Here is a 13043-nt window from a genome sequence, read left to right as displayed (position 1 = left end):
TATGCTGACAGTTCTGGTTGATTACGAAAGCGGCAATCTGCATTCCGCGCAAAAAGCATTTCAGCGCATGGCGCTTGAAACCGACGCGGGCGAGGTGCTGGTCAGTGCGCGCGCCGAAGATGTGGCGCGGGCTACGCGAATTGTGCTGCCCGGCGATGGGGCATTCCCTGCCTGCCGCCGCGCCCTTGGGGCTGTGGATGGCCTGACAGAGGCATTGGAAGACGCGGTTTTGCGCCGCGCGGTGCCGTTTATGGGCATTTGCGTGGGCATGCAGATGTTGGCCAGCATGGGGCGCGAATATGAAGATGTGGCCGGTCTGGACTGGATCGGGGGCGAGGTGGTGCGCATTGCGCCCGGTGACCCCGCGCTGAAAGTGCCACATATGGGCTGGAATGATCTGGTGATTGACCGCGCCCATCCGGTGCTGGATGGGGTGCGCAGCGGCGATCATGCCTATTTCGTGCACAGCTACCAGTTTCAGGTGGCAGACCCCGCCCATTTGCTGGCGCATGTGGAGTATGACGGCCCGGTGACGGCGATTGTCGCGCGCGACAACATCGTGGGCACCCAGTTCCACCCTGAAAAATCGCAGGCCACAGGCTTGCGGATGATTGCCAATTTCCTGCGTTGGACCCCCTGAGGGGTATAGGGTCGCGCGCCCCTTTTGGGTTTTGGCCAGTTCAGCCCTGAGTATTTTTAGCAAGATGAAACCCAAGGAGGGGCCCATGTCCGAGGACGGATCACGAATTGCCAAGGTTCTGGCGCGCGCGGGTGTGGCGTCGCGCCGCGAGGCCGAGGTGATGATCATCTCCGGGCGGGTCAGTGTGAATGGCAAGCGCATTGACAGCCCCGCGCTGAATGTCACGGCGCGCGACCGTATCAGTGTGGACGGCAAGCCGCTGGCGGCTGCGGAACCTGCGCGGTTGTGGATGTATCACAAACCGCTGGGGCTGGTGAGCACCACACGCGATGAGCAGGGCCGCCCGACAGTGTTTGACGCCCTGCCCGAAGATATGCCGCGCGTCATGTCAGTGGGGCGGCTGGACCTGAATTCCGAAGGGTTGTTGTTGCTGACCAATGATGGCGATCTGAAGCGCCGGCTGGAACTGCCCAGCACAGGCTGGCTGCGCAAATACCGCGTGCGCGTCAACGGCACCCCGAGTGACGACATGCTGGCCCCGCTGCGTGATGGTATTGTGATTGAGGGCGAGCGGTTTCAGCCCATGATCGTCAGCATTGACCGCCAGCAAGGGGCGAATGCCTGGCTGACCATTGGCATACGCGAGGGCAAGAACCGCGAAATACGCCGGGCGATGGCGCATGTGGGGTTAAGTGTGAACCGTTTGATCCGCGTCAGCTATGGCCCTTTTCAGTTGGGACAACTGGCCAAGGGCGCGGTCAGCGAAGTGAAATCGCGGGTGCTGCGCGAGCAATTGGGCGAAGTGGTGCCGCCGGGCAGCCCGGAGGCCCCGGCCCGCCAGAATAGGGGCACAGGCCCAAAGGCCAAACGCCCTGCCCGCCCGGACAGCAAACCCGCGCGCCCGCCACGTCCGGGTGGCCCTGCGCGCCCCGCTACGGGCAATGCGACCAAACCCGCGCGCCCCCCCAAGCGCCCCACGCGGTAGCAGCTGACCTGTGCGCCGCCCGGCGATTGGGCGTTCGATGCTTTTAATCTGGCCTTTTAATCTGGTCGTTCCGCTTTTATATCTACCACATATTCGGTTTATGTATCGGGGTTAACATGTCCACGGGATTGCAGAAAACGTCCTTCGCGCTGCTTGTGGCCCTGACCTTTTATGTTGCCATTACAGGGGGCTAGTCATGAGCCAGCGTTTCGGCGGGCGTTTCAGCCCTGACGGGAACCGCACCAGCCCTGCATCCGTGCCGGCACGTCCCCATCCGGTGGGGGCGCGCGTCAATTTGTTGTTTATGCTGCCCTTCGCCTTTGCGATTGGTGCCTTTTTCAAGGACCCTGTGGGGCTGGCGCTGAACCTTGGGGCGTTTGGTGTGCTGATGTTGGCGGCATGGCTGACACGCGAGGGGGTTGTGGCGCAGGCCGCCTATGAGGCGCGCAAGGTCGCGCGCCGTCCTGCTATTCCGCGCAAGATGTTCGCGTCGGTCCTGATGGGGGCCGGGTTGGCGCTGGCCGGGGTGGCGGACGGGGTTATGGCCGCCTCCATCTTCGCGGTGGCAGGTGGGGCGCTGCATTTTGGTGCATTTGGTGCGGACCCACTGACCGACAAGGGCATGGACGGGGTGGACACGTTCCAGACCGACCGCGCCGCGCGCGCCGTCGAGGAGGCAGAGATGCATCTGGCCGCCATGCAAGACGCCATAAAGCGCAGTGGGGACCGCGCACTTGCCCGCCGTGTTGACAGTTTTGCAGGCACGCTGCGCCAGTTGTTTCACGCAGTGGAAAATGACCCCAGACGGCTGGGCGCTGCGCGGCGCTATTTGGGCGTTTATCTGGTGGGGGCGCGGGATGCGACGGTGAAGTTTGCCGATCTTTACGCACGCAACCGCGACGAGCAGGCGCGCGTTGACTATCAGGCGCTTCTGGATGATCTTGAAACCCGCTTCGCATTGCGCCGCGAGGTGTTGCTGGAAGATGATCGCACGGATCTGGAAATTGAAATCGAAGTTTTGCGCGAACGGCTGGAACGTGAAGGGCTGCGCGCGCAGGAACCACTGTAGCGTAATTGTTTTCATTATCGAAAGTATGAGAGGGGCATTGCAATGTCAGACACCATCCGCCTGCAGGCTGCAGGGCTTAGCGAAGAAATCAATGCTGTCGTGACAATGCCCTTGGCCGAGCCATCGGCAGATATGGTCACGCTGGATCACGCGCCCGCATCTGATGCTGATGCCATTCGCGCGCGTATGGACGAAATCGACATGGGGTCGACCGGCACCATTATCGGCTTCGGGTCACGCGCGCAGATGGATTTGCAACAGATCAGCCAAGCCATGCTTGCCGATGTCAAGAACAAGGACCTTGGGCCTGCGGGCGATGGATTGCGCGACATGGTGGCCACGTTGCGCGGGTTTTCCATCAGTGAGTTGGACACCCGCCGCAAGCGCAGCTGGTGGGAACGCCTGACCGGCAAGGCCGCGCCCATCATCAAGTTTCAGGAACGCTATAACACAGTTCAGTCCCAGATCGACCGCATCACGGGCAACCTGCTGACCCATGAAACCACGCTGCTGAAAGATATCAAGGCGCTGGACAAACTGTATGAAAAAACGCTGGAGTTCTATCATGAACTGGCGATTTACATTGCGGCAGGCGAAGCGAAGCTGAAGGAGCTGGACATAACTGACATTCCGGCGAAGGAAGCCCAGCTTGCCGCTGCCGAAGAAAACGAAAAGGTGCTTATTGCGCAGGAATTGCGCGACATACGCGCGGCGCGTGACGATCTGGAACGCCGGGTCCATGACCTGAAACTGACCCGTCAGGTGACCATGCAGTCCCTGCCCTCTATCCGGTTGGTGCAGGAAAATGACAAAAGCCTTGTCACCAAGATCAATTCCACACTGGTCAACACTGTACCGCTTTGGGAAACGCAGCTTGCGCAAGCGCTGACCATCCAGCGGTCCCGAGAGGCGGCGCAGGCAGTGCGCGCGGCCAATGACCTGACCAATGACCTGTTGACCGCGAATGCCGAAAACCTGCGCGAGGCCAACCGCGAAGTCCGAGAGGAGATCGAGCGCGGCGTGTTCGATATTGAAGCCGTCAAGAAGGCCAATGAAACGCTGATTGCCACCATTGAGGACAGCTTGCAAATAGCCGATGCAGGCCGTGCCAAACGCGCTGCCGCCGAAGAGGACCTGACGCGCATGGAAGCTGATTTGCGCAATTCCCTGTCATCTGCGCGTGCGCGCGATGGCGCTGGACCGCAGACAGACAAGGGATAGGACAATGCAGGCGGGGCGCGACACATTCCCAGCGCGCTGGGGTCGCATAAGGCGCGGCCCTGCCTGTGCTGTCGCGCTAAGTGTCGCGCTGGGGGCTTGTGTGCCCTTTACCACCACGCAATCCCCGCCGGTTGCACCCACGACCCCCAGCGCCCCGGCCCCCGAACCCGCCGCCCCCGCCACGGAAATTGAAACCCGCGCGCCCCGCTCCGGGGCCATTGCGGCCCATTTCCAGCGTATCGAAGACCAGCGTCTGGCCGACGGCTTGCTGCGCACTGACCCGCGGCCTGCCGATCTGCCCTTCGCGGCCCGCGATCTGGAGGAGGTGTTTGTGCGCGTTGCCTTGCATGATGAATACACCTTCATGAATAATCGGTTGCGCGAACGCGAAACCCCGTCCCCGTTGCGGCGCTGGCAGCGGCCTGTCACCCTTCGGCTGGAATTCGGGGACTCGGTTCCTGCCGTCATGCGCCGCGCGGACACGCGCCTTGTCAACGGGTTTGCGGCCCGTTTGGCGGGGCTGACAGACCACCCCGTGCGCGTCACTGCCACGAACGGGAATTTCCACGTTCTGGTTCTGGACGAGGCAGAGCGGCGCGCCATTGGACCCCGCTTGCGCGACATCGTGCCCGGCATAGACGAAGTGACTGAAAGCATTGTCACCGATCTGCCGCTGGGCGTATCTTGTCTGGTGCTGGCGTTTTCGCGCAGTGGCACCGATATTTATACCGACGCAGTTGCCATCATCCGCGCGGAACTGCCGGATTTGTCGCGCATGGCATGTTATCATGAAGAACTCGCCCAAGGGATGGGTCTGCCAAATGACAGCCCGCGTGCGCGCCCGTCCTTGTTCAATGACGCCGCCGAATTCGCCGTCCTGACCGGGATGGATGAATACCTGCTGCGCATCCTGTATGACCCGCGCCTGCGTCCCGGCATGCGCGAACGCGAGGCCCGCCCGATTATCCGTCAGATCGCCCAGGAGGTGATGGGCGGCGAGAGTTAGACAACCTGCCTTCATACCCGTTTTCCTAAACCAGAGGGACCACCATGGTGTTCAGTTTCCTTAAAGGTCAGTTTATCGACGTTATCGAATGGACCGATGACACCCGAAATACGATGGTCTATCGTTTTGAACGCTACGGCAATTCCATCATGTATGGGGCCAAGCTGACCGTGCGCGAAGGGCAATTGGCCGTGTTTGTTCACGAAGGCCAGTTGGCAGATGTGTTCGATCCGGGCATGTATATGTTGGAAACCAACAATATGCCGCTGATGACCGCATTGCAGCATTGGGACCACGGGTTCAATTCACCCTTCAAGTCCGAAATCTATTTCATCAACACACGCCGGTTTGCCGGTCTGAAATGGGGCACGCAAAACCCTGTCATGCTGCGCGACCCCGAATTCGGGCCGTTGCGGCTGCGCGCCTTCGGGTCCTATGCCATTCGCGTGGCCGATCCGGTGCCGTTCCTGCGCGAAATCGTGGGAACTGACGGTGATTTCACGCAAGAGAAGATCTCCGGCCAGATCCGCAATATTGTCGTGCAAAAGGTCAGCCGTGTTCTGGCCGCAAGCGGCATTCCCGCGCTGGACATGGCCGCCAATACCAAGGACCTGTCCGATATGGTGGGCACGGCCATCGCCCCCACACTGGCGGAATACGGGCTGGAAATGCCCGAATTGTATATTGAGAATATCTCGTTGCCGCCGGAAGTGGAAAAGGTGCTGGATCAGCGCACAAGCATGGGCATTGTGGGCGATCTGAACAAATTCACCCAGTTCTCGGCAGCGCAAGCCATGCAAAACGCGGCTGGTGGCAGTGACGGGGGCATGGGCGCGGGGCTTGGGGCGGGCCTGGGTATGGGCATGGGCATGGGGATGGCGCAGGCCATGGGGCAAGCGATGTCCGGCCAGCCGGTTGCCCCGACACCGACACCGCCGCCGCCCCCCCCACCGGCATCAGAACCGTTGTGGCACATCGCCGAAAACGGCCAGACCCGCGGTCCATTCGCCCAGTCACAACTGGCAGGGCAGATCACGCGCGACACGCTGGTGTGGACCGAAGGTCAGGCCGGGTGGGCAAAGGCAGGTGATGTGCCCGCGCTTGCCAGCCTGTTTGGCGCACCCCCGCCACCGCCCCCCCCCACGGCCTGATCCGACAGGGCGCGCTGCAGGGCTGCGGTGTATTTGAGTATTTTTGGCAAGATGAAGATGCGGGGGTGCGGAAGAACGCGCCCGGTGGTGGAAAGAAAACATGCCCATATCCCAGACCGAACACCGTTTTCCCTGTGCGCAATGTGGCGCTTCGCTGCGATTCGTCCCGGGTCAGGCGCGGTTGAACTGCGCCTATTGCGGGCATGAACAGCCGATCCCGCAAATTGATGATGACACGCGCCTGACGGCGCTGCAGTCGCTGGATTATCATGAAGCTGTGGCCGATACCCTGCCCCCTTCGGAGTTGGAGGAAACGCGCGTCGTGCATTGCGACACATGCGGGGCGGATGTCCAGTTTGAGGCGAATGTGCATTCCGCAGATTGCCCGTTCTGCGCCAGTCCGGTGGTGACCGATACCGGTATAAACCGTCATATCAAGCCACAGGCGATTGTGCCCTTCAAGCTGAGTGAAGCGCAGGCGAAACACAAGATGAAAGACTGGTTGCGCGGGTTGTGGTTCGCGCCGTCCGCGCTGTCAAAATATGCGCGCAGCACGGGGCATTTGAACGGGTTATATGTGCCCTATTGGGCATTCGATGTTGCAACCGACAGCCAGTATACCGGCCAGCGCGGCACATATTATTATGTCACAGTAAAAGGGTCAGACGGCAAGACGCGCCGCGAGCGGCGCACACGCTGGAGCGCGGCATCGGGCAAGGTGTCGCGCCAGTTTCTGGATGTGCTGGTTATGGCGTCCAATGCGCTGCCGCGCGCAAATATCCGCAAGCTGGAACCCTGGACGCTGGCGGATCTTCAGCTGTATAGCGCCGATTACCTGTCGGGATTTCGCGCCGAGGCGTATAGCGTGGAGTTGCCTGAGGGGTTTGACATTGCCAAACAGCGGATGGCAGAGCAAATCGAGGCTGATATTCGCCGCGATATCGGGGGGGATGAACAGCGCGTTTCCTCGGTCAGCACCGAGTATGACGATGAACGCTTCAAGCATTTGTTGTTGCCCATCTGGATGGCGGCCTATCGGTATCGGGGCAAAAGCTACCGGTTTATCGTGAATGGCCAGACCGGGCGCGTTCAGGGGGAGCGGCCATGGTCCTGGCCCAAGATTGCGGGCGCGGTGCTTGCAGGGCTGGTCATTCTGGCGCTGGCCTTTTACATCGCGGAGATGGGCGGATTTTGAAGTTGGGGGAAAGATCATGATCCTGTGTTGCGGTGAAGCGCTGATTGACATGTTGCCGCGCCAGACGGCCGGTCATGAAGCAGCATTTGCGCCCTATGCGGGCGGCGCAGTGTTCAACACGGCCATCGCGCTGGGGCGGCTGGGGGCGGCATCGGGGTTCTTTTGCCCGTTATCGGATGATCTGTTCGGGGCGCAGTTGCGCGCGGCGCTGGATGCGTCAGGTGTGGATCACAGCCTGTCCCCGGCTGTGGACCGGCCCTGCACACTGGCCTTTGTCACCTTGACCGATGGGCAGGCGCGCTACGCGTTCTACGACCGGGGCACTGCGCTACGCGAAATGACAATCGCGGAACTGCCGGAGCTGACGGACCGGGTTGAGGCCCTGTTTTTCGGCGGCATCTCGCTTGTCGGGGACCCTTGCGGGGCAAGTTATGAAGCGCTTTGCGCGCGCGCCGGGGACCGGGTGGTGATGCTGGACCCCAATATCCGCCCCGGTTTCATCCGCGATGAAAGCGCTTATCGCGCGCGGCTGGACCGGATGTTTGCGCGGGCCGATATTGTCAAACTGTCAGATGAGGACCTGCATTGGTTGATGGGGGATGGCGCTGTTGAGGCCCTGGCGCGGGCGCTGTGCGCGCGCGGGCCAAAGGTCGTGGTAATTACCGAAGGGGCGAAGGGGGCCCGCGCCGTCATGCGGGGCGCTGTTGCACAGGCCCCCGCGCAGCGGGTTGAGGTGGTCGACACTGTGGGCGCGGGCGATACGTTCAATGCGGGTTTTCTGGCCGCGTTGCGGCAGGGGGGCGCGTTGACGAAGGCGGGTCTTGCATCAGTGGACGCGGCGCAGCTGACGGCGGCGCTGACGCTGGGCGCAAAAGCTGCCGCCGTTACAGTGTCGCGCGCGGGGGCCAACCCGCCTTGGGCGCATGAAATCTGATGCGCGCGCTTGTTCAGCGGGTTGCCCAGGCGCGGGTTGACGTGGATGGCCAGACAATTGGCCAATGCGGGGCGGGGCTGTTGGTGCTGGTCTGTGCGATGCAGGGCGACACCCCCGCGCAGGCCGAGATGCTGGCCGCCAAGATACACAAGCTGCGCATATTCCGCGATGGGGCGGGCAAAATGAACCTTGCGCTGAAAGATACGGGCGGGGATGCGCTGGTCGTCAGCCAGTTCACACTGGCCGCAGATACGGCCAGTGGCAACCGCCCCGGATTTTCATCTGCGGCGCGGCCCGAAGACGGGGAAAGGCTGTATCTGCATTTTGCCGCCGCCTTGCGCAAACTGGGTGTGGCGGTTGAAACCGGCGCCTTCGGGGCGGATATGGCGGTTCATCTGGTTAATGACGGGCCGGTGACCATCTGGCTGGATACTGCGGGGTAAGGGGCGCGCGCGCTGAACCCCTAGCCCAGGTCGAGCACATCCGGCAGATGCCCGATATGGGGCATGATGATGTCGGCAAAAGGCGCAAGGTCATCTTCGCGCGCAACCCCGGTCAGAACACCTATGGTCGCCATGCCCGCCGCGCGGCCTGCAACCAGATCATGGGTGCTGTCGCCCACCATCACCACGGATTCGGGGGCAACCCCCGCCAAGTCGGCATAGCCGCGCAGCATGGCGGGGTCCGGTTTGGGGGTGAAGCCGCTGTCATAGCCCAGCACATGACCGAACAGATGCAACACACCCGCCCGCGCCAGATGCGCGCGCGCCGGGCGTTCGCCGTCATTGGTGGCCACCCCCAGCGCAAGCCCGCCTTGCAACAAGGTGTGCAGCAGCGGCAACAATGCAACCGGGGGCACCATAGCGATATCTGCCGATGTTTCGTTCAGATAGGCCACAATGGCCCCATGGCCCATATGTGGAAGATGCGGCGCCAGCAGGCAGGCGGCCACGTCAACTGTGCCCGCAATCACTGGCGATCCGGGCATGAACTGCCGCGCCTGGTGATCAAACTGCAATGACGCGGCCATGGCATGGGCGCGGCTTTCGTCACCTTGGGACAGATCATTCAGAATACCGGTTGTGTAGTCTGACCAGCTGGCGCTGAAGTCGAACAAGGTGCCGTCTTTGTCAAACAACACCGCAGATACACCTGCCAGTTTCATGGTCCGCGCCGCCCTTTGGTAAGAAATTCGCTGCCGCTATGGCGGGTGCGCATGACACAGGCATGACACCCGCGCCGCATATCAAAACGGCATTGGGAACGCCTTGTATACCTTGTCGATGGCCGCGCAAACCTGCGGGTCCAAGGTCACATCAACACCGTTCAGCAAATGCTCCAGTTGTGCGGCGTTGCGTGCGCCGACAATGGGAATGCACTGAAACGGGCGCGTGCGCGTCCATTGATAGGCCATATGCACTGGATCAAGCCCTGTTTCATTGGCAATGGCCAGATAGCCGGAAACCGCCTCGAAGACGCGGGGCGTGATGCGCCCGCCAAGGTCCGGGGCGCGTTCGCGGCGTGTGTTTTCGGGGGTCACGTTGCCCGCGTATTTGCCCGTCAACAACCCCGCGCCCAGTGCCGAATAGGCCAGAAGCGGGATGTCTTCATTCACCGACATTTCGGCCATATCAAGATCGAACAACCGGCACAGCATGGAATATTCGTTCTGCACTGTGGCCACACGCGGCAGGCCCGCTTCTTCGGCCAGACGCACCCATGTTGTCGTGCCCCATGCGGTTTCATTTGACAGGGCAAAATGCCTGATCTTGCCTTCGTCAATCAAACGCTGCGCCATGTGCAGAATTTCGGTCATATGGGCAACCGTTTCCGCGCGGTTCTGGTGGGACGGATCAAACCCCCAGGTTTTGCGAAAGTGATAGGACCCGCGATTTGGCCAGTGCAGCTGGAATATGTCGATGCAGTCCGACTGCAGGCGGCGCAACGATGCCTCGACCACCGCGCGCAGGCGCGCGCCGCTGATGGCTGCGCCATCGGGCACCGCAGCCGACCCCGCGCCGGTGATTTTAGTGGCGATCACCGCATCGGCGGGGCGGCGGCTGGCCAGCCAGCGCCCGACGATTTCTTCGGTCAGTCCGGCGGTTTCAAAGGTCACCGGATTGACAGGATACATTTCTGCCGCATCCAGAAAATTCATGCCACGCTCCCATGCCATATCAAGCTGGCGATGGGCGTCGCCCTCGTCGGTTTCGTTCCCGAAGGTCATTGTGCCCAGACAATAGACCGAAACATTCAGGCCGCTGCGCCCAAGCTGTTCTTTTTGCATCATTCCTGCCTTGCTGTTCGTTTCGGGCGGACCATAAACCATATTTCACGGATTGGCAGGGTGAAATCCCGCCCCTGCGGGCCACGGGCGGGAAAGTTGCGTATCAGGCGGGTGGCCGCACCGTTTACCCGCAAAAAATACGCGTGATGACCATATCCGCGTCATGTTCGACATTCAGACGGTCAGGCCGGTAATCCATAGTCACAGCCATGCCCGGCGCAATGATTCGGGTCGCTTGCGCAGTCGGGTGGCCTTGAAACTGCGCCAGCGGCTGGCCTTGCAAGGGTTGCAGATCAGCCGCGCCGCAGCTGGCTGACATATCGGGGGCGGGGTCGGGCGTTTCGGTCTGGCACGCAGCCAGCAGCACAAGTCCAAGCAGGGGGGCAACAAGACGCATATTCGGGCCTTTCGGGAATTACTGTTGTTGCAAATGCTAGGGCAGTTTTTCCCAACATGCACCCTGCCCGCCTGCGCATCGGAAAAAACCCGCCGAAGGGACTGCATGCGCGCTGTCATATAAGGGCTTTCCGCATGGCGCGGCACAGGCTATATGCCGCGCCATGAGTGATCGCACAAACCTGAACCCGCCCGACCTGCGCCCTGACCTTGCCCCGCATGCGCGGCTGGCACAGCATGCCCCTGCGCGCGCGGGCCAACCCACGATTGGCATGGTCAGCCTTGGGTGTCCCAAGGCGCTGGTGGACAGTGAGCGCATTTTGACGCGCCTTCGCGCCGAAGGCTATGCCATCAGCCCCGATTATGCGGGCGCGGATGCTGTCATCGTCAATACATGCGGGTTTCTGGATTCGGCGCGCGCCGAAAGCCTTGATGCCATTGGCGAGGCGCTGTCGGAAAATGGCCGCGTCATTGTGACGGGCTGTCTGGGGGCAGAACCCGAATATATAACCGGCACGCACCCGCGCGTTATGGCCGTAACCGGCCCGCACCAATATGAACAGGTGCTGGACGCGGTGCACCGCGCTGTGCCGCCAGCGCCGGACCCGTTTATCGACCTGCTGCCCGCATCGGGCGTCAGCCTGACACCGCGCCATTACAGCTATCTGAAAATATCCGAAGGCTGCAATCACAAGTGCAAATTCTGCATCATTCCCGATATGCGCGGCCGTCTGGTCAGCCGCCCCGCCCATGCCATTTTGCGCGAAGCTGAAAAGCTGGTCACCGCAGGCGTGCGCGAATTGCTGGTCATTTCACAAGATACATCCGCGTACGGGGTGGACATAAAACACGCCAGTGACCGCGGCCACCGCGCCCATATTACCGACCTTGCACGCGATCTGGGGTCGCTGGGGGCATGGGTGCGGCTGCATTATGTCTATCCCTACCCGCATGTGCGCGAAATTATCCCGCTTATGGCCGACGGGCTGGTGCTGCCTTATCTGGATATTCCGTTCCAGCATGCGCACCCCGACACACTCAAACGTATGGCGCGGCCCGCCCATGCCGAACGCACGCTGGACCGCATTGCCGAATGGCGCGGGATTTGCCCTGATATTACCCTGCGATCAACCTTCATCGTGGGCTATCCCGGCGAGACAGAGGAAGAATTCCAGACCTTGCTGGACTGGCTGGATGAGGCGCAACTGGACCGTGTTGGGTGTTTTCAATATGAAAACGTCAAAGGCGCGCGGTCAAATGACCTGCCCGACCATGTCCCCGACGATGTGAAGGCCGACCGCTGGGACCGCTTCATGGAAAAAGCGCAGGCCATTTCAGCCGCAAAGCTGGCCGTCAAGGTGGGCCAGCGGCTGGATGTTATCGTCGACGATATAGACAGTGACGGTATCGCCACATGCCGCACCAAAGCGGACGCGCCCGAAATTGACGGAAACCTGTTCATCGATGAGGGAACCGCCACGCTGTCGGTCGGCGATATTGTGACTGTTCAGGTGGATGAAGCCAGCGAATATGACCTGTGGGGGCAGATAATCGCTTAAGCCTTTTCCTTGTCATTCGGGCATGCTATGGCGCGCCGGAACCGGACGGCACCCGCCGTTCTGACGATTTTCTGAAACGGAGACTACACATGGCCCTGGAACGCACGTTTTCCATCATCAAACCCGATGCAACCACCCGCAACCTGACCGGCAAGATCAATGCCAAGTTCGAAGAAGCCGGTCTGCGCATCGTTGCGCAAAAACGCATCCACATGACCAAGGCGCAGGCAGGCAAATTCTACGAAGTGCATGCCGAACGCCCCTTCTATGAAGAATTGTGCGACTTCATGGCATCGGCCCCTGTCGTTGTTCAGGTTCTGGAAGGCGAAGGCGCCATTGCCAAGAACCGCGAAGTCATGGGGGCCACCAACCCCGCCGATGCAGCACCCGGCACCATCCGCGCCGAATTCGCGCAATCGGTTGGCGAAAACTCGGTCCACGGATCGGATGCGCCGGAAACAGCCGCGGTTGAAATCGCGTATTTCTTTTCCGGTCTTGAACTGGTCGGCTGATACGCCAGTCCATCTGCCCTTCGGACAGAATGCCGCATGCCATGGCCCCGGACTGTTTCCGGGGCCTTTTGCTGTGTGAACAGCATTT

14 protein-coding genes are annotated in these 13043 nt (G+C 61.2%); 11 read left to right on the top strand and 3 right to left on the bottom strand.

Features of this window, described 5'->3' with window-relative positions:
• The first annotated feature begins 1 nt into the window (after position 1).
• The 9 genes from hisH (at position 2) to dtd (ending at position 8644) form a co-directional block, all read left to right on the top strand.
• Positions 2-640 (top strand): imidazole glycerol phosphate synthase subunit HisH, encoded by a 639-nt coding sequence (hisH, locus tag ACTZWY_RS13860; protein ID WP_444791296.1) that lies wholly within the window; start codon positions 2-4, stop codon positions 638-640.
• Positions 641-725: 85 nt separating this feature from the next.
• On the top strand, positions 726-1625 hold the full coding sequence (locus tag ACTZWY_RS13855; RefSeq protein WP_444791295.1) for a pseudouridine synthase: 900 nt from the start codon (positions 726-728) through the stop codon (positions 1623-1625).
• A 196-nt stretch (positions 1626-1821) separates the two neighbouring features.
• Positions 1822-2694 carry a 5-bromo-4-chloroindolyl phosphate hydrolysis family protein gene (locus tag ACTZWY_RS13850; protein WP_444791294.1) on the top strand — a complete coding sequence of 291 codons (873 nt, stop codon included), beginning with the start codon at positions 1822-1824 and terminating at the stop codon, positions 2692-2694.
• A gap of 42 nt (positions 2695-2736) precedes the next feature.
• Positions 2737-3915, top strand: coding sequence for a toxic anion resistance protein (locus ACTZWY_RS13845; RefSeq protein WP_444791293.1), 1179 nt, complete (start codon positions 2737-2739; stop codon positions 3913-3915).
• A gap of 4 nt (positions 3916-3919) precedes the next feature.
• Positions 3920-4921, top strand: coding sequence for a DUF2927 domain-containing protein (locus tag ACTZWY_RS13840; RefSeq protein ID WP_444791292.1), 1002 nt, complete (start codon positions 3920-3922; stop codon positions 4919-4921).
• 44 nt (positions 4922-4965) lie between these two features.
• Complete coding sequence (locus ACTZWY_RS13835) at positions 4966-6072, top strand: SPFH domain-containing protein (RefSeq protein WP_444791291.1); 1107 nt, start codon at positions 4966-4968, stop codon at positions 6070-6072.
• Positions 6073-6172: 100 nt separating this feature from the next.
• A complete protein-coding gene (locus tag ACTZWY_RS13830; protein WP_444791290.1) occupies positions 6173-7267 on the top strand; it encodes a primosomal protein N' (replication factor Y) - superfamily II helicase in 1095 nt (364 codons plus the stop codon).
• A 16-nt stretch (positions 7268-7283) separates the two neighbouring features.
• Positions 7284-8201 (top strand): carbohydrate kinase family protein, encoded by a 918-nt coding sequence (locus tag ACTZWY_RS13825; protein ID WP_444791289.1) that lies wholly within the window; start codon positions 7284-7286, stop codon positions 8199-8201.
• The gene (gene dtd, locus ACTZWY_RS13820) at positions 8201-8644 is read left to right on the top strand and encodes a D-aminoacyl-tRNA deacylase (RefSeq protein WP_444791288.1); all 444 of its coding nucleotides are present in this window, start codon (positions 8201-8203) and stop codon (positions 8642-8644) included. Before ACTZWY_RS13825 ends, dtd begins: the two co-directional genes overlap by 1 nt.
• A gap of 20 nt (positions 8645-8664) precedes the next feature.
• On the opposite strand, the gene ACTZWY_RS13815 is transcribed toward dtd, so the two are convergent.
• The 3 genes from ACTZWY_RS13815 to ACTZWY_RS13805 all read right to left on the bottom strand — a co-directional run bounded on the left by ACTZWY_RS13815 (position 8665) and on the right by ACTZWY_RS13805 (position 10885).
• Entirely contained in the window at positions 8665-9366 is a 702-nt protein-coding gene (locus tag ACTZWY_RS13815; RefSeq protein WP_444791287.1) for an HAD family hydrolase, read from the bottom strand.
• A gap of 81 nt (positions 9367-9447) precedes the next feature.
• Complete coding sequence (locus tag ACTZWY_RS13810) at positions 9448-10491, bottom strand: aldo/keto reductase (protein ID WP_444791286.1); 1044 nt, start codon at positions 10489-10491, stop codon at positions 9448-9450.
• 121 nt (positions 10492-10612) lie between these two features.
• Positions 10613-10885, bottom strand: a complete 273-nt coding sequence (locus tag ACTZWY_RS13805; protein ID WP_444791285.1) for an I78 family peptidase inhibitor — start codon at positions 10883-10885, stop codon at positions 10613-10615.
• A gap of 163 nt (positions 10886-11048) precedes the next feature.
• Between ACTZWY_RS13805 and rimO the strand changes: the two genes are divergently transcribed.
• Both rimO and ndk read left to right on the top strand, forming a co-directional pair.
• Entirely contained in the window at positions 11049-12443 is a 1395-nt protein-coding gene (rimO, locus tag ACTZWY_RS13800; RefSeq protein WP_444791284.1) for a 30S ribosomal protein S12 methylthiotransferase RimO, read from the top strand.
• An 89-nt stretch (positions 12444-12532) separates the two neighbouring features.
• Positions 12533-12955: a nucleoside-diphosphate kinase gene (gene ndk / locus ACTZWY_RS13795; protein ID WP_444791283.1), complete on the top strand. Its 423-nt coding sequence runs from the start codon at positions 12533-12535 to the stop codon at positions 12953-12955.
• Positions 12956-13043: the final 88 nt, after the last annotated feature.

The organism is Roseinatronobacter sp. NSM (assembly GCF_052379845.1).
GTDB lineage: Bacteria > Pseudomonadota > Alphaproteobacteria > Rhodobacterales > Rhodobacteraceae > Roseinatronobacter.
This window is presented reverse-complemented; position numbering and strand designations above follow the sequence as displayed.